We start from the raw sequence: 20,385 nt of genomic DNA, 5'->3' as shown, positions 1-20,385 counted from the left end.
ATCTACCCAAATTTTGGGTAGAAATTCATTGGGAGGCTTTATGTTTTTTAAAGATACATTCAAAAAATATTTTGATGAAAAATTAATATTTATTATTTTTACAATTTTGGCTATGGTATATCTATCTTTGAAATTGTTGATAAATGGGGGAGGACTAATATTTTTATTTTATTTTTCAATTTCACTTTTGACCTCTCTTATTTTTAGAGAAGTTTGTCTTTCGGATGAAATTTATTTTGAGGATAAGAAAAAACTTGATAAAAATAATATCCTATCATATATTTTAAGTAAAAATTTATTTGCAATTATTCTTGTGACTATGCTAGTAATTTTAGTTTTTCTACTTAGTTTTTTGTTAAAATATAAACTAGTAAATATCAAAGATTTTTTTGATATTTTGATTTTAATTCTTGCAACACTAGCAAGTGAGAATATAGTTTTGTTATTTCATAATAAGCCTATATTTACAGAATATCCAAAATCAATGATTGGAGATAAATACATTGGTTTGACCTATTTTAAATCCATGCTTCCTTCATTTTTAATTGATTTACTAATAGGAATTATATTTACAAAATATTCTTTAATGTATTTGTTTATCTTTTGCTATTTTATTTCTATAATTATTTTTTATATAAGGGTAAAAAATAGGGGGTTATATGATTAATTTTGTAACAATCGGATCAAATTTTATAGTTGAAAATATTTTAAAAACTGTAGTAAAAATGGACGGATACAATTATTATGGAGCTTATTCTAGGTCTATCGAAAAGGCGGATTATTTGAAAGAAAAATTTGGGGCAGAAAAATCTTTTGATAATCTTGATAAAATGCTTGAAGATAAAAATATTGACTTTGTTTATATAGCAAGCCCAAATTCTTTGCATTATAAGCAGGCAAAAATGTGTCTTTTGGCAAATAAAAATGTAATTTGTGAAAAGCCATTTTTTACAAATACAAAAGAACTTGATGATTTAATAAAAATTTCTGAAAAGAAGGATTTATTATTGTTTGAGGCGATTTCCATAAAATATTTACCAAGCCTTGGTATATTGAAAAATCTTTTGAGACAAATTGGGAAAATTTCTACTTGTATGATTAATTATTCCCAATATTCATCAAGATTTGATAAATACAAGGCGGGAATTGTTGAAAATATTTTTAAAAGTGAGTTTTCAGCAGGAGCCTTGGCAGATCTTGGGATTTATAATCTTCATTTGATTTATGAACTTTTTGGAATGGGAGAAGAATTTTCTTATTTTGGAAATATAAATGATTATGGTGTTGATATTTCTGGCTCTGGACTTATTTCTTATGGAAATTTTTCAGTATCATTTACTAACGCCAAGGATAGTAAAAGTGAAAATTATATAATAATTCAAGGAGAAGAGGGCTATATAAAGGTTTATGGAAATATCCAAGAAGCAGAAAAAATAGAAATTTTTAAAGATGGAAAGAGTGAATTTATCGACATAAAAAAAGAAAGAGATTTGTATTTTTATGAATTTTCTTATTTTAGGGAAATTTTTGAAAATAAGGACTATGAATCTTCAACGGAAAAACTAAATGAGTCAAGGGATGTTCTTAAAATGTTTGAAAATTTAAAAAAATCTGGAAATGTTAGAGATTCATACAATATGGTTGATCCAAATAAAAAATCTTGCAAAAATTAACTTTTGCAAGATTTTTCCATTTTTAATAATTTTTTCTTCAAATCAAGGCCGTAGAAAAATCCGCCCAGATTATTTTTCCCAAGGACCCTGTGGCAGGGAATCCTAAATAAAATTGGGTTTTTTCCACAGGCTGATCCTATTGCTTGGTAGGCTTTTGAATTTAATTTTTCACCAATTTTCTTGTAGGTTGATGTTTTTCCGTAGGGGATTTTTTCGATTTCTTTCCAGACACTTTTTTGAAAATCTGTGCCTTGAGGGTCAATTTCAAAGGAAAATTTTTCCAAATTTCCGTCAAGAAAATTAGAGATTTCTTTAAAGGCAAAATCTGTTAGTTTGGATTTTTGACCAGACTTTTCCTTTTCGACTATTCTTATAGCTTGAATTTTTTTGTCGTATTCTATTTCAAAAATAAAATTTTCTTTTTTGTAGTAAGCTTTCATTAATTTACTTGTTCTCTGAAAGTATCTATTGTTTTGTTGTTTATAAGCAAGTAAATTCTTGTTATATCTTTTTCTACATTTTTTTCACCAGAAATATCCAGCCACTCGTTTACCTCAGCGCTCATTTCAGATCTTTTTCTTAGAGGAAGGTAGAGTGAGAATTTTCCTTGGAAAGAATGGTCGCTGTCATTATTTACAGCAAATCCATAAGGAAGGTCGACATATCTTACTGTCATATTTTTTCCACCTATATTTTTAACTTCTTCAGTATTTACAGGACTTGTTATATCTGCCTTATCAAGCCTAAAAATATAGGCTGTGTCATTTACCTTGGAATCAACGGAAAATTTCCCGTTAAATTCACAAATAGCCACAGAATCATAATCATAATCTTCATATTTTGCAGTAAAATATCCATTATCAGAAAAAGTTAAAACAGTTTGCCAACCGCCAGCTTCCGATGAAAATCTAAATTTTTTACCACTTAAATCTTTCAAAAGTTCTGGATAATTCCCAGACTTATCAGAAGTATCAGAATTTCTAAAACTTAGGTAAGATTCGTTTTTTGAAGAAGAATTTTTGCTATTTTGAGCTGGGCTAAGATTTTTGCTTTCTTCTTTTTTATCGTCAGGATAAACTCTCTTTATTTCCTTATCTTTATTTTTGGAATTTTTTTCTTCAGAAGATTTATCTTTAGATTTTTTATCACTATCTTCATTGTCTAATTTTATTTTCTTTTTAGTTTTTTTCTTAGATTTTTCTTTTTTATCTTCATTTGTTTTATCATTTGACTCTTCTAATTTTTCAATTTCTTTTTTCTTGTTTTTCTCCTCCAATTTTGCCTCGTTTTGTGCAATTTCAGATTGGTTAACCTTAACCATGCTGCCACCACAAGATGAAAGCAAAAAAGTAAGGGCAAAGACAAGAGAAATTTTCTTTTTCATATGGGCCTCCTAATCTTATTTTCTTATACTTATTTTATACATTAAATAAATAAAATACAAGTAAAGGAAAATATTTAAAATTTTATAAGTTTAAAGATTCATTATTTATTATTTGAACTGTCGAAATTTTTGAAAAATTTGAAATACTAAAGACTCAATATAAAGTCAAATTATTATAAAAAATCGGGTATATTATTAGTTAGAGAAAGATATCTAGAAAGTGGAGGATATTGTGAATTATAAAGAAAAAATAGACAAGATTGTCGAATATATAAAATCTGGCGAAAGCCAAAAAGAAAATTTTAAAGTTGGTCTAGAAATGGAACATTTCGTGATAGATAAAGATGAGCTTTTTTCTTACGATTATTTTGGAGAAAAAGGCGTTGGATCTACCTTGAAAGATTTAAAGGAAAAGGGATTTTCTGTAACTAATGAACACGATGGATACATCCTTGGCCTTAGAGAAAATGATATAGCTGTAAATCTTGAGCCAGCTGGTCAATTTGAGCTAGCAATTGATGCCAAGAAAAATATAAAAGATTTGGATGAATCTTATAAAAAAATTATGGGAGAAATTATTCCGATTTTTGAAGAAAAAAACCAATACCTTGAAACTTTGGGCTATCATCCAAAATCAAAAATAATGGATTTTAAAATTATACCAAAAGATAGGTACAAATATATGCAAAAATATTTCAGAGAATTTGGCGGAAAATATGCTTTAAATATGATGAGAGGAACAGCAAGCGTCCAATCTGCCATAGATTTTTCTTCTGAAAAAGATTTTAAAAAGAAATTTTTCGTGGCAAATGCCCTTGCACCTTTTATGTATACTCTTTATGATAACGCCTATATTTTTCAAGGAGAGCCATACGAAAACAAAAATCTTCGCCAAGAAATTTGGGAATATTGTGATAAAAATAGGACAGGTCTTTATGAATTTGCCTTTGATGAGGATATGTCTTACGAAAAATATGCAGAAAAAATTTTAAATACAGACATAATTTTCATAAACGAAAATGGAAAAGATATTTATAAGGGAGATACAAAATTTGAAAAAATAATGGACAAAGACTTTTCAGATGAGATGATTTTCCACGCTCTTTCCATAGTTTTTCCAGATGTTAGGGTTAAAAAATATATAGAAATAAGGATGCCTGATGCAGTGCCTTACCCTTACAATCTTTCCTTCCCTGCCTTAATCAAGGGATTATTTTATAATGAAGAAAATCTAAATAAATTAAGAGATGATTTTAAAAATATGACCTATGAAAATTGTCAAAATTTAAAATCACAAGCAAAAGAGCTTGGACTTTATGCAAAATATGAGGGTAAAACTATTTGTGAATGGATAAAATATTTTATTTCTCTTGCAAAAGATGGGCTTGATGAAAATGAAAAAACTTATCTTTTCCCAATAGAAAAATTGATGGATGAAAAAGAAGTTTTGAGAGATAAATTTGAAAAACTTTACAAGGAAGATCCAAAAAAAGCTTGCGAGAAATTTTCTGTAAATTATGCCCTAGGTGAGATTAATGGCAAAGCTTAAAAGAGCTTTTGAATGTAAAAATTGTGGCCATGTTCAAAATGTTTGGGCGGGCCAATGCCCAGAATGTGGGAAATGGGGAACTTTGATTGAAAAAACCATAAAAAAAGAATCTTCATCAAAAAATTCCATTTCCCTTGATTTTGAAAACCAAGCAAGATTATTAAAAGAAATAAAACTTGATGAGTCCGAGAGAATAAAATCATCTTTTGAAGAATTTGATAGGGCAATAGGCGGCGGACTTGTAAAAGATTCAGTTTCAATTTTAACGGCAAGACCAGGAGCTGGAAAATCAACTCTGCTTTTACAATTATCTTCGTCTTATGCCAAAGATGGATTTAAAGTTATGTATGTTTCTGGCGAAGAAAGTGAATCTCAAATTAAGGCGAGAGCTGATAGGATTATTGGAGAAATTTCCCAAAATATTTGGATTTTATCAACAAATTCAATGGATCTTGCAGAAATTGAAATAAAGAAAAAAGATGCAGATATAATAATTTTAGATTCGATCCAAACTTTTGCCTTAAACGAATTTGATAACAAGCAAGGATCTCCTACTCAAACCATTGAATGTGCAAATAAATGTGTCGAACTTGCCAAAAATCCTGATAAAAAAAGGGCCTTTATTATGGTAGGCCATATGAATAAATCGGGAGAGATGGCAGGGCTTAGAACCTTGGAGCATTTGGTTGATACGGTTTTAGTTTTGGATGGAGAAAGCGAAGATGATTTGAGACTTTTGACAAGCACAAAAAATAGGTTTGGTCCAACAGGAGAAGTTGGATTATTTTCTATGCAAGAAGAGGGCCTAATCGAAATTACAAATCCATCAGAATATTTTATTACAGAAAGAGATTCAGGAATCGAGGGATCGGCAATTTCTGTGATGAAAGAAGGCAGTAGGCTTTTGGAAATTGAAATAGAATCTTTGGTCTCAAAATCATTTATGCCTTATCCTCAAAGAATTGGAGATAGCTTAAGAAAAGATGATTTAAATACCTTAATTTCTATTTTACAAGAAAGAGCTGGAATAAATTTATTTGATGAAAATGTAATAATAAAAGCAACAGGTGGACTTAAAATGAGAGAGCAATCAGTAAATCTTGCCATAATGATTTCAATCGCCTCATCGTATTTAAAAAAACCAGTCGACAATAAAACAGTTTTTATAGCAGAAGTGGGCCTAACAGGAGAGCTGAAAAAAGTTCCACAAATAAAATCCAGACTAAAAGAGCTTGAAAGATTAGGCTACAAAAAAGCCTACATAGGAAAATCTCAAATAGATAAAAAAGAATACAAAAATCTAGAAATAAAAGAGATGAAAAATATAAAAGAAGTAATTTCTGATGTTTTTGGAAAATAAAAGAGCCTTGAAGGCTCTCAGTCTGTTGACAAACTAAAAATTTTCCCATTTCGAGCGAACGTAGTGAGTCGAGAAATCTCATGAGATCTCTCCATGCGTTCGTTTCACTCACTTAGTCGAGATGGGTTAGATCTTAATCTAATTCTAAATTACTAATAATTCTTAATAATTAGACTTTGTCTACGCTCTGAGAGCCTTTTTGGCTCTTTTTGTTTTTAATTATTTTTTATTTAATACATCCCGAAGATTTTCTCAACCCACATTATAAAAGAATGGGGGAGGATTTTTGAAATTATTAATAAAATTTTTGCGCTTGGGTGGGTGGTTATTAGGTCTTTTTTGCCCATTTTTTTTATGGCTTTTCCTACCATTTTTTCTAGCTTTTCATTTCCTAAATTTTTAATTCCAGACGAATTATTGTTTGATTTTTTTAAAAATTCTGTTTCTACCCTGTTTGGGCATAAAACTGAAATTTTTATATCTTTAAATTCGCGTCTTATAGCCCTTGAAAATGATAATACATAAGACTTACTTGCAGCATAAAGGGCGAATTTTGCTTGTGGAATGAAGGCTGCTGATGAGGCTATGTTTAAAATTGTTCCGTCTTTTTGGAAAAAATCTAGGGAAATTTTTGTCATTGCTGTAAGGGCTTTTATATTTAAGTCCAAAGTTTTCATATCTTTATCAAAACTTGTGTTTTTAAAATAATCACTTTCTCCCATGCCTGCTGAATTTATTAGAAGTCCTATTTTTTTATTTGAATTTTCTAATTCTTTTTTTAAAATTTCAAAAGATTTTTCCTCACACAAATCAAGGGCAAATATTCTTGCCCTTGTTTGTAATTTTTCTGATAAATTTTGAAGTTTTTCGGCTCTTCTTCCGATTAGCCAAATTTCTTCATAATTTTTTTTGTCAATTTGCCTTGCAAATTCATAGCCAATGCCTGAACTTGCTCCAGTAATTATGGCTATCATTATTTGCTCATAGCCTTCATTATTAGGTTTTGTTTTAAATTCCACAAATCGTGAGAAAGATCGACGTAATAATTGTGAGGTTGGTCAAATCTTTTTACCTCATCCCACAAGGATTTCACTTCAGACTTGCAATATTCGTTTATTTCTTCGATTTTTGGAGAATTATAAACTTTTTTTCCGTTTTCAAAAATTGGAACTTGCATTTTTCTAAGTTCATAATTTTCCATTCTTTTCATCTTCCATGTAAAGTGTGGATCAAAAATTACAAGTGGTTTATTTTCATCAACAACTTCTTCTTTTAAAGTTATATAATCAGCTTCTGCCTTGCCGGTTTTTTTGTCGTACAATCTGTAAACTTCTTTTAAACCTGGTGTTGTGATTTTTTCTACATTTTCTGATACTTTTATTTTTGCGGTTTTGCCTTTTTCATCCTCAATTTCAACAAGTTTATAAACCCCACCAAAAACAGGATCAGATTTTGCTGTTATTAATCTCTCGCCGATTCCAAATGAATCAATTTCTGCTCCTTGTTGTAGAAGGGATTCTATTTTGTATTCATCTAGAGAATTGCTTGCAACAATTTTTGCATCTTTGTATCCATTTTCATCCAAAATTTTTCTACATTCTTTTGATAGGTAGGCAATATCTCCTGAATCTATCCTAACTCCTCCAGAAATTCCCAAAGGATCTAAAACTTCTTTGAAAACTTTCATAGCATTTGGCAAACCTTGTTTTAGAACATCATAGGTATCAATTAATAAAATGCAGTTATCTGGATATAATTTTGCGTAAGCCAAAAATGCCTCATATTCTGAATCAAATGATTGAACCCAGGAATGTGCCATAGTTCCTCCAGCAGGATAAGCATACATTTGACTTGAAAGAGTATTTGATGTGATTGGAGCTCCAGCTATAAAGGCAGATCTTGCTCCTTTTACAGAAGCATCAGGTCCTTGAGCACGTCTTGCCCCAAATTCCATTACAGTTCTTCCCTTTGCAGCCCTTACAATTCTGTTTGTTTTTGTAGCAACCAAAGATCCATAATTTAAAGATAGAAGCAAATAAGTTTCTAAAATTTGTGCTTCAATTATTGGAGCTCTTACAGTAACAATCGGTTCAGATGGAAACATTGCTGATCCTTCTGGAAAAGCCCAAATATCTCCTGTAAATTTAAAATTTTTTAAATAAGTTAAAAATTCTTCTGAAAATTTTGTATTTTTTCTAAAATATTCAATATCTTCCTCGTCAAAATGAATATTTTCTACATAATCAATAATATCATCTAAGCCAGAAAAAATTGAAAATCCTCCCTCATCAGGATTTTTTCTATAAAATGCATCAAAAACTGCAATCGTATCTTTCATTCCACTTTCAAAATATCCATAGGCCATGGTGAATTCATAAAAATCACTGAGCATGGATAAATTTCTTCTTGTTTGCATATTTTCCTTCCTTTTGTTTTTTGTTTCACATATTGTTTTTATTATACCACTTATAAGAGGTATAGTAATAATGGTTTGGCAAAAGCTAGCAAGAAAAGGAGAATATAAATGTATATTTTTGATATAGATGGAACTCTTTTATATACAATTGATTCCATATCATATAATATAAACCAAACTTTAAAAAAATTTGGTCTTAGCCAAGTTCCCACAGAAAAAATTAGGGAATTTGTAGGAAACGGCCCAAAAGTTTTGATTGAAAAAACTCTTGATTATATTGGATTTGAAAAATCTCAAAAAAGAGAAAAAATTTTAAATTTTTATAACAAAAGATACGATGACAATCCAACTTATCTTACAAGACCCTACGATGGAATAGTAGAAGAGCTTGAAAAAATTAAAAATAGAGGCGAAATTTTGGTTGCTTTTTCAAACAAACCAGATTCTACTTGCAAAAAAGTTATAGGGGAGATTTTTGGAGAAGGCTATTTTGATTTTATTTTAGGATACAGAGAAGATGTAGAAAGAAAGCCTTCACCTGAGGGTATGTATATAATAAAAGAAAGATTTGGAGTCGATTATTCGGATATTTTTTATTTTGGAGATAGCGAAGTCGACATGAAGTGCGGTAAAAATGCGGGAGTATTTACTGTAGGGTGTGCTTGGGGTTTTAGGGAAAGAAAAATTCTTGAAAATTTAAAGCCAAATCTTATAATAGATAGTCCAGAAGAAATTTCAAAAATAAGGAGAGTATAATGGCAAATTTATCAGTATTTGATATTATTGGGCCTGTAATGATTGGCCCATCATCATCCCACACTGCAGGAGCAAACAGAATTGCAAAAATCGCAAGAGATTTGGGTGGAGAAGGATTTACAAAAGTAGATTTTTATTTGCACGGATCATTTGAAAAAACTTATCAAGGTCACGGAACAGATAGGGCTTTGGTCGGAGGAATTTTGGGCTTTGGTCCAGAAGATGAAAGATTGAGAGATTCATTTAAAATAGCAGATGAAGCGGGAATTTCTTATAATTTTATTCCACAAGATATGGGAGATGTTCATCCAAATACAGTAAAAATTGTTCTTCACTATCCAGACGGCCACGATTTTAAATTGAGAGGATCTTCAATTGGTGGTGGAAATATAATGGTAAATCAAATAATGGATAATGAAGTAGAATATAACGGAAAAAATCCTACAATTATTTGCACCTATCCTGAACAAAAAGGGATGATAGCTTTTATTTCAAATGTTTTGTTTGACCACAATTATAATATTAAAAATATGAAAACTATAAACAAGGGCAACACAATTATGCTAATTGTAGAATTAGACCAAGATTTGGAAGAAGAAGTTTACAAGGAAATTGAAGCTGGAAAGAATTTTGACTTTATAAAATATTTGGGGTAATTTATGAAAACAACAATGGAATATATTAAAAATAGATTAAAAGAAGAAAACAAGGAAGTTTGGGAGCTTGCTCTTGAAGATGAAATGGAACTTACAAAAAAATCAAAAGAAGAAGTTTTTGCCTTATTACAAAAATCTCTTGATGTTATGAAAGATTCTTCACAAAAAGCACTCGATAAAAAATTAATGTCAATGACAAAAATGACTGGTGGAAATGCAAAATCAATGAACAATTATTTTCTATCAGAAGATACAATAATGGGAGATTTGCCAACAAAGGCTATGGCTATGGCTTTTTCTACATCAGAAGTTAATGCTTCAATGGGAAAAATCGTAGCAAGCCCAACAGCAGGATCTGCAGGAATTGTTCCAGCAAGTTTAATGGCTATGCGCGAAAAATATGGTTATTCTGATGAAGAATTGATAAAAGCCATGCTTGTTGCTACAGAATTTGGACAAATTATTGCTGACAATGCAACTTTTGCGGGAGCTGAGGGCGGATGCCAAGCTGAGTGTGGTTCTGCAGCAGCCATGTGTGCAGCGGCAATTTGTTATTTAAGAGGATGTGATATTGACGTTATGGAAGATGCAGCTTCAATTGCACTTTTATCAATCATGGGTCTTGTGTGCGATCCAATCGGAGGAATGGTAGAATTTCCTTGCAATATTAGAAATGCATCAGGAGTTATAAACGCACTTTCTGCAGCTGATATGGCTATTGCAGGAGTAAAAGTTTTGGTAACATTTGATGAAGCGGTAGAAGCTTTAAAAGAAGTTGGAGATGCTCTTCCAGCAAGCCTAAGAGAAACAGGCGAAGGTGGAGTTGCAGCTTGCCCATCAGCTATAAGATTAAAAAGAAAATATATAGATAAAGAAGAAGATTAAATTTTTTAAAAATAAAAAGCTATTTTACAAAAGTAAATAGCTCAGAGCGTAGACAAAGTCTAATTATAAAAAATAATTAGTAATTAGAATTAAATTAATCTCTGACCCATCTCGATTAGATGATTGTGCCTTGATTTGGCACAATCATCCCTAAAACAAGTGTGATAACACGAAAAAGTTTGTAAAACAAACGTGTTTTAGTGTGAGTGAAACGAACGCATGGAGAGATCTCATGAGATTTCTCGACTCACTACGTTCGCTCGAAATGTGTGTAAATTGAGTTTGTCGACATTCTTGGCTATTTTACAAAAGTAAAATAGCTTTATTTTTTATCTTCATCATCTTTTTCATCTTTTAAATTAAATTTTTTTCTCATATGATATCTTAAAATTGTAAATAAAAGGATAAAATAAAGGATGGTAAAAAGAATTAGAAGGATTACGCATATATTTCTTTTTATTTTGAAATATAAAATTATGGGATAAATTATACCAAATAAAATTATTCCAAGAATTATTGAAAGATTTCCTGCAAAATTATTTCCGTATTCCCAGCATTCTTTATTGTAACAAACTTCCCAAATGTGAAAACCTACTCTCATTTTTGGATAGTCTGTGTGAAATTTTTTGAAAAATATTCCTACATAAATTGAAAAGAATAATAAAAGTACATCACCAACTATTAAATTTCCCAAATTATCACCCTTTCTTTTAATAGCTTAGATAAAATATACCCCAATTGACATAAATTGAAAAATATTTACTTTTTGCATACAATATTAGTAGACTTTTTAGGTTTATAATAAAGAAAGTTAAGTTAGCAAAAGAGGTGATTGTGTGAAAATTTTAATTACATCTGACTGGTATTATCCTGTCGTAAATGGTGTAGTAAGATCAATTTTAAATTTAAAATCATATCTTGAAAAAAATGGATTTGATGTGAGGGTTTTGACTCTTTCAAATTCTACTGAAAGTTATAAAAAAGGAAATGTTTATTATATAGGAAGTCTTGGTGCTGGAAAAATTTATCCTGAGGCAAGAATTTCTGCAACTTTAAGAAATAAATATATAAAGGAAATAAAAAATTGGAAACCAGATATTGTTCATTCTCAATGTGAATTTTCTACTTTTATGATGGCGACAAAAATTGCCAAAAAAGCATCTTGTCCCTTAATCCACACCTATCATACAATTTATGAAGATTATACTCATTATTTTTCTCCATCAAAAAAAGTTGGCAAAAAAGTAATTTCTGTTTTTTCTAAGGCGATTGCTGATAGGGTTGATATGATAATTGGACCTAGCAAAAAAACTATGGAAATTTTAAAATCTTATGATATTGAAGATGAAAAAATAAAAATAATTCCAACTGGAATTGAAATGCCAGAAAAACTTGATGATAAATATAAATTAAGAGATTATTATGGCTTTGATGAAAATGATAAAATTATTTTGTATTTGGGAAGACTCGCTGAGGAGAAAAATATTGAGGAACTGATAGATTTTTACAACAGGCTTGATATGGAAAAACTAAAATTTATCCTTGTTGGCGGTGGTCCTTATTTGAAAAATCTAAAATCTTATGGCAAGAAAACTGGTAAAAAAATTCATTTTACAGGTATGGTCAGGCCCAAGGAAGTAAATAATTATTACAGGATGGCGGATGCTTTTGTTTCTGCAAGTCAGTCTGAAACTCAAGGGCTTACTTATTATGAGGCTATGAGCAACGGGACTTTGGCAATTTGTAGGAAAGACCTGTGCTTAAATGATGTAATAATTAATGATTTTAACGGCTACCAATATGAAGATTTTTATGATTTTAAAAAAGATTTAGAAATTATTTTTTCTGACAGAAAAAAAAGAGAAGAGCTTTCAAAAAATGCAAGAGCTTATGCTCTTGAGAATTTTTCTATTGATTCTTTTGGAGAAAATTGCGTAAATCTTTATGAAGAAGCAATAAAAAAGGGTAGGATAAATGAAAATTCTTATATATAACGAAGATTATGAAACTGTAAAAGAATCTGGTGTTGGCAAGGCAATTGACCACCAAAAAAAAGCCCTAGACCTTGCTGGGGTTTCCTATACTTTAGATCCAAATGATGATTATGATATTTGTCACATTAATACAGTTTTTCCAAAATCCGCATCCTTTGCGACCAAGGCAAAAAAAGAAGGGAAAAAAATTGTCTACCATGCCCATTCTACTAAGGAAGATTTTGAAAATTCTTTTATTTTATCAAACCAACTTGCACCACTTTTTAAAAAATGGCTTATTTATTGCTATAAAAAAGGAGATTTAATCCTTACTCCAACTGAATATTCTAAAAATATTTTAGAATCATATCAAATTGGAAGAGAAATTAAAGTTGTATCTAATGGAATTGACCTTGATTTTTGGAAGGAAAAAAAAGAAGATAGGGAAAATTTTTACCAAAGATATGGGCTTGATAAAAATAAAAAATCTATTATTTCTGTGGGTCTTTTTATTGAAAGAAAGGGAATTTTGGATTTTGTGAATCTTGCCAAAAAACTTCCCCAATATGAATTTGTTTGGTTTGGAGAATTAAACTTAAGGCTTGTTCCAGAAAAAATTAAAAAAGCTGTCCAAACAGATTTAAAAAATTTACATTTTCCAGGATATGTTGATCAAGAATCATTAAGAGAAGCCTATTCAGGTTCAGATTTATATATATTTCCAACCTTTGAAGAAACAGAGGGTATAGTTTTGCTTGAGGCCCTTTCAACTAAGGCTGATATAATAATCAGGGATATAGAAATTTATGAAAATTTAGAAGATGGAAAAGAAATTTACAAGGCGAAAGACGGGAAAGAATTTTACCAAAAAATAAAATCAATTTTAGAAAAAAGCTTACCTTCTTTAAAAAACGAGAGCTACAAAATAGCCCAAGAAAAATCTATAGAAAATGTTGGTAAAATTCTAAAAAAATATTACGAGGACCTTTTAAAAGGAGAAGAAAAATGAGAAGTATTATAAAATTTTTAATATTTGCCATAATAATAATTTTGTTGCCAAGTTTTGTAATGCTATTTATTACAAATTTGAATACAAGTAATTTTATTTTGGTATTTGCAGGGCAAATTCTAGTATTTTTAATTTTATTAGGCTTTTATTTTATTATTAGAAAGAAAATAATCCAATATGAAGATGAAACTCTATCAAAAATTCAAAATGAAAAAAATATTGAAAATTTAAAAAAATTAAGAGAAGAAAGAATTTCCTATAAATCAAAGGCAAACATTACAAAAAAAATAATTGACCTTGATTATTCTAAAGAAGAATGCATGACTTTAAGAAAATATTCATCAACTTATGATGATATGATTTTTTATTATGCTGCTCTTATAAAAAATGAAAGACAAGATAGGGAAATTTATAAGAAAAAAAGAGATAATTTTATAAAAAGATACAAAAATAGACATTTTGTTTTCCTAGATTACAAGGAAAATGTAAAAACGGCTATAAAATGGATGGGAGTGTTTTTAATATTTGCCCTAATTTCATTTTTAAATCCTTTTAAATTTATAAAAAACGACAATTTATACAAAATTATAGTTTTACTAAATTTCACCTTTAATCTTTCTATAGTTATAAACACAATTATTTGGATATTAAGAAGCCTAAAAAGCCACTGGGCAAAAGACTTGGTTTAAAAAATATTATATAAATTTTGACAAAAGAATTTCTTTTGTCTTTTTTATTGGGGAAATTTAAAAAATCAATTTTCAAAACTATTTAATTAAAACAAAATATTAATTTAATTAAGATTTACAATTAAAATATTAAAAATATTAAAAAATGACTTTACAAAAATTAAAAGGGTGGTATACTTATTTTATAAAGGAGGCGGGTTTTGATTAATAAATGTCCTAATTGTGGTGGTGACTTGGTCATCACATCTTATAAATGTAATTCATGTTTAACTGAAGTTAGTGGAGAATTTGAAATGGGAAAATTCCAAAGGCTTGATGTTGAAGACTTGGAATTTATTGAACTTTTTTTACAAAAGCGTGGAAGTATAAAAGACGTTGGTGAAAGTTTGGGAATATCTTACCCGACTGTTAGAAATAGAATTGACAAGCTTGTAAAAAAACTTGGTGGAAAAATAGATAAGCAAGAATCTAGAATAGATATTTTGAACATGGTCAATAGTGGAGAAATTACTCCGGACCAAGCAAGTGAACTTTTAAAGGAGCTAAAAGATGAATGAAGAAAAGAAAATGATTTTAGATATGTTAAAAGAAGGAAAGATTACTGTTGATCAAGCAAGCGATCTTTTGGAAGCTGTTGGAAAAGATAAGGCAAAAAACAACGAAGAAAGTTTTATCGACAAATTATCAACTTCTTTTGAAAAAGTTATGAAAAAAACTAGCGAAACTATTTCAAATTTTGACTTTGATTTAGACCTTGATAGTGTAAATATTCCAAATATTTACCACATAAACTCTCAAAAAGCTGAAAATCAAACAAAAATTGATGATGATATCAATGAAATTGAAATAAATCTTATAAATGGATCTTTGGATATTCAAAGAGCTCAAGAAAATCACATCATGATTGAAGAGAAAGTATTTTTCAAAAACAAGGAAGACCAAAAAAATGATTATCTAAATATTGCCGTTGTTGAAGATAAACTTATTATTAATGTAAATGAAAATTATAGGTCTTTGGATGCGAGTGCAAATGTAAAATTATATTTGGGTAAAAATATTTACGACAAACTTGATGTAAATATTATAAATGGTCAAGTTGAAATTTGTGATGTTGATTTTAAGGAAAATAATATTGAATCAACTAATGCAAGATTTACCCTTATAAATACAGCAGGAAACATTGACCTAAAAAATACAAATGGAAAAATTGAAATTAGAAATACCAATGGAAATCTTGAAGTTTCAAATGTAAATGGATCAGTTTATCTTACAAATGTTTCAGGTGAAAATGCAAACGTAGAAGTTGTAAATGGATCTATAAGAATTGATGGATTGAATATGGAAAATGTAGACCTAGCTTCAAAGGCTGGATCAATCAGAATTTTCAAAATTATTGATGCAAAACAATTAAATATGGCAACTCAATTTGGATCAGTAGTTATTGATACAAATGAATTTAACAAAAACATAAAAGCTTTGATTAAGTCATCATCTTATTCAATTGCAGAAAAATTTAAAAATAAATTGCAAACAAAAGACGGCTATCAAGTTTCAACCGATCCAGAAGAGTCAGATCTAGATTTAGATATAAAATCAGCATTTGGTAGAGTAAGTCTTAGATAAAATAATAAAAACAAAAAGGTCTTAGGAGAAATCCTAAGACCTTTTTTAAGTGGAGATTCTACAAAAAAGAGGCTTTTGAAAAAATTCTTTGCAAAAGGCTATTTGTATTAAGAGAAGTTTACACTTCATTCAATCTTGCAATCCTGAATCAATGCAAGATTAAATATGAAATATTTGTAATTGAGGGATTAAATCAAATATTTCCAAAAGAAAAACACAATTAATAAGGAAGAGCACCAAAATGTTTGGTGATATTTTTTGTTTTTTCTTTCAAGTAAATAATAGGAAAGTTTTGTTTAATAATTTGAAATTATTTGTAAAATTTAGGTAAAAATTATAATTTTTTAAATTTTTTTATTTAAAAATCATCTAAAAGCTTTTAAAATCAAGGATTTTTAAAATTTTAAAAAAAGTCTTTACAAAAATAAAAAGAGGGGTTATAATATTATTGTATTAAGGAAGTGGTACAATAATACAGAAATACAAAAAGGGAGAATATGAAAATTTTAAAAATAATTTTTCCAATAATTTTATTAGGAATTTCTTTAATTTTTTTGATAAAAAAATTGGACAAAAACTATAAAAATGAAAAAGAAAAAAATTTAAAAAATGATGGAAATTATTTGGCAGAAGGAATAGGGCTTGGAATAGTTTTTGGAGCAGCTTTTGGAAGTCTTTTCGATGATATGGGATATTGGATTTCTATTGGAATGCTTTTAGGTTTAACTATTGGCCAAGCGATTGAAAAAAAGGAGGCTTAAATGGAATTTGATAATGATAGACCTATTTATCTTCAAATTTTGGAAGATTTTAAGTCGAAAATTTCAAGTGGAATTTGGAAAGCTGGCGAAAAAATTGATTCTGTAAGAAATTTGGCGAAGCTTTATGAGGTTAATCCAAATACTGTCCAAAGGGCTTTGGCTGAGCTTGAGCGAGAAGGTCTTTGTAAAAGCCAAAGGACAGCTGGAAGGTTTGTAACGGATGATGAGGATTTGATCAAATCTTTATCAAAAAATGCTTTTGAAATAATTTGTGAAGATTTTATAAACAATGCAAAAAATTTAAAAATTTCAAAAGAAGATGCTCTTGATGGTCTTGATAAATTTTGGGAGGTGGACTAATGTTAGAGATTAAAAATTTGACTATATCTTATAAAAATAAAATTGTTATAGATAAGATGAATTTGTCACTAAAAAAAGGTGAAATTGTTGGACTTTTGGGACCGAATGGATCGGGAAAAACAACCCTACTTAGGATTCTTTCTGGTCTTGAAAAAAATTATAAGGGTGAGGTAAAAATTGGTGGAGAAGATCCAAATTATATTACAAAATCTTTTGTATCCTACCAACCAGACCACCTTCCTTTGGACAAATCATATGATTTAACAAAAATTTCAAATTTATATGGCGAATTTTTTGAAGATTTTTCCAAGGAAAAATTTGAAAAAATAATTAGAGATTTCAAACTTGATATGAATATGAAAATAAAAAATATGTCAAAAGGAATGAAAGATAAGGTTCAAATTGCTCTTTCTCTTTCAAGAAAGTCCGATCTATATCTTTTGGATGAGCCTATGAGTGGAATTGATCCTGCTAGTAGGAAAAAAATTATGGATGTTATAATTGATAATTTTGATTCTGATGGTCTTATGATTGTTTCAACTCATTTGATTAGCCAAATCGAAAGACTTTTGGATAAGGTTATTTTTATATCAGACGGAAAAATTATTTTGGAAGAAAATATTGATGATTTGAGAGAAAAACACAAGATGGGAGTTGAAGAATATTTCGAGGAGGTTTTCAATGGCTAAATTATTAAAACACCAATTAAAAGAAAATATTAGGGATATCTTTCCTTGGATGGTAATTCCTTTAATTTTATCAGTCGTATTAAATTATGTAAATTCATATTTAGACTCAGCCTTTATGGATTTTATAACAGTTCTTTCGATGCTTGTTATGTATTCATCCTTTGCTATTTCTATGATAATAGTAATATTAAATGATTATAAAAAGTTTTATGGCGAAGAAGCTGCCTTTTATGATGTCCTTCCTGTAAAATCAAAAGATATAACCACATCAAGAATTTTAAATATAATGATTATTGCCTTACTTGCAGGCCTTGTATTTTTGATAGAATTTTTCGGATTCTTTTTCGTTACAACAGGAGCAAGAGGAGAGGACATAAGCCAAATATTTGAGCAAATAAAAACACTTTTAGGCCAAGTCCCATCAAAAACTATAATTGTGTTTATTATTACGCTTTTAATTTCCCTTCTTGCAACACTTACAAGAATTTTGGCGTCAATAAGCATTGGATCAAGCAAAACTTTCAAAGATTTAGGAAAATTCGGACCGGTTGTAGTCTTTATTTTGATAACAATAGTAATTTCAATTTTAGGCCTAACATTTGGAGTGAAATTTTTAGAAACATTCTCAATAGATGTATCAAAAAGCTCAAGCCAAATACAAACTGGTTTCTATTTAAGCAATGTGGAAACTGTAGAGGAATTGACAAGAGTGATGGGACTAGGTACTATTTTAAACATATTAGTATCAGTGGTACAAATATTTTTCACAAATTTCTTCCACAAAAACAAACTAACAGTAGCATAGAAAAAGGCCCAAGCTTTATCCTTGGGCTTTATTTTTTTCTTAGTATAATGAAAAAGAGGTGACTTATGGAAAAAATATTATTTTTAAAAGGAGAATTTGTAGAAAAAATTTGGGGAGGAGCTAGGCTAAAAAAAGAGTTTCCCTACCAATTTGAATCAGAAAATATAGGAGAATATTGGGCTATTTCTGCTATGAAAGATTTTCCATCAAAAATTTTAAACGGAAAATATAAGGGAGAAAATTTAGATTTTTTGTACCAAAACCACAAAGATCTTTTTGGAAATGAAAAAAAAGAAAATTTTCCTCTTTTGATAAAATTAATAGATGCAAATGATGATTTATCAATCCAAGTTCATCCGGATGATGAAATGGCAAAAAAAGAAAATTCCTATGGCAAAAGCGAGTGCTGGTATATTTTAAATGAAAATCAAGCAAAAATAATTTACGGCCTAAAAACAAAGGACAAAAACAAAGCCCTTGATTTAATAGATAAGGAAAAATGGGAAGATTTATTAAAAGTTGAAGATTCAAAAAAAGGAGATTTTTTTAAAGTCCCAGCTGGTATGGTTCATGCCATAAAAAAAGGAAGTCTGATTTTAGAAATCCAACAAGCATCAGATATAACCTACAGACTTTATGATTATGATAGAAAAGATAAAAATGGAAATAAGAGAGATTTACACCTAGAAAAATCAAAAAAAGCCTTAAAGTGTCTTGATACAGAAAAAATCCACGAAAATTTAGGGAAAAATACAGAAATTTTGTATAAAAATGAGTATTTTACAGTGAAAAAAATAAATGTAGAAAAAGAAATTTCATTTGAAAGAAAAGATCCTTATATTTTAGAAAGTGTAATAAAAGGCTGTGGGGAAATCATAGTAGATGATGAAAAATATCCAATAAAAAAAGGAGATTTTTTTATAATCACAAATTACGCCAAAACCTACTCATTTAAAGGAAATTTAGAAATTGTAGAATCAAGTTCAAAATGATTTGAAAAAGACCTTTTTATGGCCTAAGACTTTGACAAAAATAAACCCATTTCGAGAAAATTAGTGAGCCTAGAAATCTCTTGAGATCTCTCGACTTTCGCTCGAGATGGGTTTTGTTTTTACTAAATAAATTATAATTTTATTAAGAAAAATTTCAACAGTTTGAATGCAAAACGGTCTTTTAATTTTGTTTATTTAAATAAGCTTTTAACCTATCAAAAATTAATAAGAATACCACTATCAAAATTAAAGCATCTACTGATAAGAATGAATAGTTATATGCGAAAGCATACAAGGTAAAATTATTAAATCCTGCAGCGCTTGCTGTAGCCATATCATTGAAAAAGATAAAAGCACTAATAACATTGAAAGCTCCACTTACTAAATAAGAAATTATTATTGAAGGGATATAAGAAAATTTGCTTTTGCTTTCTCCAAAAGAAATACCTGCAAGGGCAATTGCTGAATAGGATAGGATATAATCCAAAATAGCTTGGGCAGGATGAATTACATATCCACCAAAAATCATATTCAAAATTCCTAAAACTGCTGCTGCCAAAATTCCCTTTTTTACTCCCCATCTTATTGCAAAAATCACGATTGGAAGTCTTGATGCAAGAGTTACTGAACCACCAAGTGGCATTTTAAATAAAACCACAAATGAAAGTATAAAGGAAAGGGCGATTGAAACTCCTCCTTCAACTATAAATCTCGTATTATTTTTCTCCATATTTTACTCCTTTTTTTCTGTTATATTTTATATAATAACAATTTTAAGTATATCACGTTAAGAAATAAAATGAAA

Annotated in this window: 23 protein-coding genes; 17 read left to right on the top strand and 6 right to left on the bottom strand. The window is 29.1% G+C overall.

All coding sequences use genetic code 11. The features are described from left to right. Positions 1-40: 40 nt before the first annotated feature. Both BN3265_RS00610 and BN3265_RS00605 read left to right on the top strand, forming a co-directional pair. Positions 41-667: a hypothetical protein gene (locus tag BN3265_RS00610; protein ID WP_058989664.1), complete on the top strand. Its 627-nt coding sequence runs from the start codon at positions 41-43 to the stop codon at positions 665-667. After that, positions 660-1,673 (top strand): Gfo/Idh/MocA family protein, encoded by a 1,014-nt coding sequence (locus BN3265_RS00605; protein ID WP_058989663.1) that lies wholly within the window; start codon positions 660-662, stop codon positions 1,671-1,673. The genes BN3265_RS00610 and BN3265_RS00605 overlap by 8 nt, the downstream gene beginning before the upstream one ends. On the opposite strand, the gene BN3265_RS00600 is transcribed toward BN3265_RS00605, so the two are convergent. Beyond that, a complete protein-coding gene (locus BN3265_RS00600; protein ID WP_058989662.1) occupies positions 1,670-2,113 on the bottom strand; it encodes a methylated-DNA--[protein]-cysteine S-methyltransferase in 444 nt (147 codons plus the stop codon). The two genes, BN3265_RS00605 and BN3265_RS00600, sit on opposite strands and share 4 nt — an antisense overlap. Continuing rightward, complete coding sequence (locus BN3265_RS00595; protein WP_058989661.1) at positions 2,113-3,057, bottom strand: hypothetical protein; 945 nt, start codon at positions 3,055-3,057, stop codon at positions 2,113-2,115. The genes BN3265_RS00600 and BN3265_RS00595 overlap by 1 nt, the downstream gene beginning before the upstream one ends. A gap of 232 nt (positions 3,058-3,289) precedes the next feature. On the opposite strand from BN3265_RS00595, the gene BN3265_RS00590 reads away from it, so the two are divergent. Beyond that, the gene (locus tag BN3265_RS00590) at positions 3,290-4,606 is read left to right on the top strand and encodes a glutamate-cysteine ligase family protein (protein ID WP_058989660.1); all 1,317 of its coding nucleotides are present in this window, start codon (positions 3,290-3,292) and stop codon (positions 4,604-4,606) included. Continuing rightward, positions 4,593-5,966, top strand: coding sequence for a DNA repair protein RadA (gene radA / locus BN3265_RS00585; RefSeq protein ID WP_058989659.1), 1,374 nt, complete (start codon positions 4,593-4,595; stop codon positions 5,964-5,966). Before BN3265_RS00590 ends, radA begins: the two co-directional genes overlap by 14 nt. 230 nt (positions 5,967-6,196) lie before the next feature. Here the strand turns inward: radA and BN3265_RS00580 are convergent, their stop codons facing one another. Beyond that, entirely contained in the window at positions 6,197-6,940 is a 744-nt protein-coding gene (locus BN3265_RS00580; protein ID WP_058989658.1) for an SDR family NAD(P)-dependent oxidoreductase, read from the bottom strand. After that, positions 6,940-8,382 (bottom strand): nicotinate phosphoribosyltransferase, encoded by a 1,443-nt coding sequence (locus BN3265_RS00575; protein WP_058989657.1) that lies wholly within the window; start codon positions 8,380-8,382, stop codon positions 6,940-6,942. The genes BN3265_RS00580 and BN3265_RS00575 overlap by 1 nt, the downstream gene beginning before the upstream one ends. 108 nt (positions 8,383-8,490) lie before the next feature. Between BN3265_RS00575 and BN3265_RS00570 the strand changes: the two genes are divergently transcribed. The 3 genes from BN3265_RS00570 to sdaAA are packed head-to-tail and all read left to right on the top strand — an operon-like array spanning position 8,491 to position 10,679. Continuing rightward, positions 8,491-9,138 (top strand): HAD family hydrolase, encoded by a 648-nt coding sequence (locus tag BN3265_RS00570; RefSeq protein WP_058989656.1) that lies wholly within the window; start codon positions 8,491-8,493, stop codon positions 9,136-9,138. Beyond that, positions 9,138-9,794 (top strand): L-serine ammonia-lyase, iron-sulfur-dependent subunit beta, encoded by a 657-nt coding sequence (gene sdaAB, locus BN3265_RS00565; RefSeq protein ID WP_058989655.1) that lies wholly within the window; start codon positions 9,138-9,140, stop codon positions 9,792-9,794. Before BN3265_RS00570 ends, sdaAB begins: the two co-directional genes overlap by 1 nt. 3 nt (positions 9,795-9,797) lie before the next feature. Next, entirely contained in the window at positions 9,798-10,679 is an 882-nt protein-coding gene (gene sdaAA, locus BN3265_RS00560) for an L-serine ammonia-lyase, iron-sulfur-dependent, subunit alpha (RefSeq protein ID WP_058989654.1), read from the top strand. Between the two features lie 322 nt (positions 10,680-11,001). On the opposite strand, the gene BN3265_RS00555 is transcribed toward sdaAA, so the two are convergent. Continuing rightward, positions 11,002-11,373 (bottom strand): SdpI family protein, encoded by a 372-nt coding sequence (locus BN3265_RS00555; RefSeq protein ID WP_058989653.1) that lies wholly within the window; start codon positions 11,371-11,373, stop codon positions 11,002-11,004. Positions 11,374-11,515: 142 nt separating this feature from the next. On the opposite strand from BN3265_RS00555, the gene BN3265_RS00550 reads away from it, so the two are divergent. The 10 genes from BN3265_RS00550 to BN3265_RS00505 all read left to right on the top strand — a co-directional run bounded on the left by BN3265_RS00550 (position 11,516) and on the right by BN3265_RS00505 (position 19,580). Next, positions 11,516-12,673: a glycosyltransferase gene (locus BN3265_RS00550; RefSeq protein WP_058989652.1), complete on the top strand. Its 1,158-nt coding sequence runs from the start codon at positions 11,516-11,518 to the stop codon at positions 12,671-12,673. After that, on the top strand, positions 12,654-13,661 hold the full coding sequence (locus BN3265_RS00545; RefSeq protein ID WP_058989651.1) for an LTA glycolipid anchor biosynthesis glycosyltransferase, IagA/BgsA family: 1,008 nt from the start codon (positions 12,654-12,656) through the stop codon (positions 13,659-13,661). Before BN3265_RS00550 ends, BN3265_RS00545 begins: the two co-directional genes overlap by 20 nt. Beyond that, positions 13,658-14,350: a hypothetical protein gene (locus BN3265_RS00540; RefSeq protein WP_058989650.1), complete on the top strand. Its 693-nt coding sequence runs from the start codon at positions 13,658-13,660 to the stop codon at positions 14,348-14,350. The genes BN3265_RS00545 and BN3265_RS00540 overlap by 4 nt, the downstream gene beginning before the upstream one ends. Positions 14,351-14,550: 200 nt before the next feature. Beyond that, positions 14,551-14,907: a DUF2089 domain-containing protein gene (locus BN3265_RS00535; protein ID WP_058989649.1), complete on the top strand. Its 357-nt coding sequence runs from the start codon at positions 14,551-14,553 to the stop codon at positions 14,905-14,907. Beyond that, positions 14,900-15,973: a DUF4097 family beta strand repeat-containing protein gene (locus BN3265_RS00530; RefSeq protein ID WP_058989648.1), complete on the top strand. Its 1,074-nt coding sequence runs from the start codon at positions 14,900-14,902 to the stop codon at positions 15,971-15,973. Before BN3265_RS00535 ends, BN3265_RS00530 begins: the two co-directional genes overlap by 8 nt. Before the next feature lie 497 nt (positions 15,974-16,470). Continuing rightward, positions 16,471-16,734, top strand: coding sequence for a glycine zipper domain-containing protein (locus tag BN3265_RS00525; RefSeq protein WP_058989647.1), 264 nt, complete (start codon positions 16,471-16,473; stop codon positions 16,732-16,734). Beyond that, a complete protein-coding gene (locus tag BN3265_RS00520) occupies positions 16,735-17,094 on the top strand; it encodes a GntR family transcriptional regulator (RefSeq protein WP_058989646.1) in 360 nt (119 codons plus the stop codon). Beyond that, on the top strand, positions 17,094-17,783 hold the full coding sequence (locus BN3265_RS00515) for an ABC transporter ATP-binding protein (protein ID WP_058989645.1): 690 nt from the start codon (positions 17,094-17,096) through the stop codon (positions 17,781-17,783). The genes BN3265_RS00520 and BN3265_RS00515 overlap by 1 nt, the downstream gene beginning before the upstream one ends. Beyond that, positions 17,776-18,588 carry a hypothetical protein gene (locus BN3265_RS00510; protein ID WP_058989644.1) on the top strand — a complete coding sequence of 271 codons (813 nt, stop codon included), beginning with the start codon at positions 17,776-17,778 and terminating at the stop codon, positions 18,586-18,588. Before BN3265_RS00515 ends, BN3265_RS00510 begins: the two co-directional genes overlap by 8 nt. 65 nt (positions 18,589-18,653) lie before the next feature. Beyond that, entirely contained in the window at positions 18,654-19,580 is a 927-nt protein-coding gene (locus tag BN3265_RS00505; protein ID WP_058989643.1) for a type I phosphomannose isomerase catalytic subunit, read from the top strand. 181 nt (positions 19,581-19,761) lie between these two features. Here the strand turns inward: BN3265_RS00505 and BN3265_RS00500 are convergent, their stop codons facing one another. Continuing rightward, complete coding sequence (locus tag BN3265_RS00500; RefSeq protein ID WP_058989642.1) at positions 19,762-20,310, bottom strand: energy-coupled thiamine transporter ThiT; 549 nt, start codon at positions 20,308-20,310, stop codon at positions 19,762-19,764. Between the last annotated feature and the right edge of the window lie 75 nt (positions 20,311-20,385).

Origin of the sequence: Anaerococcus rubeinfantis (assembly GCF_001487145.1) — a bacterium.
Classification (GTDB): domain Bacteria; phylum Bacillota; class Clostridia; order Tissierellales; family Peptoniphilaceae; genus Anaerococcus; species Anaerococcus rubeinfantis.
This window is presented reverse-complemented; position numbering and strand designations above follow the sequence as displayed.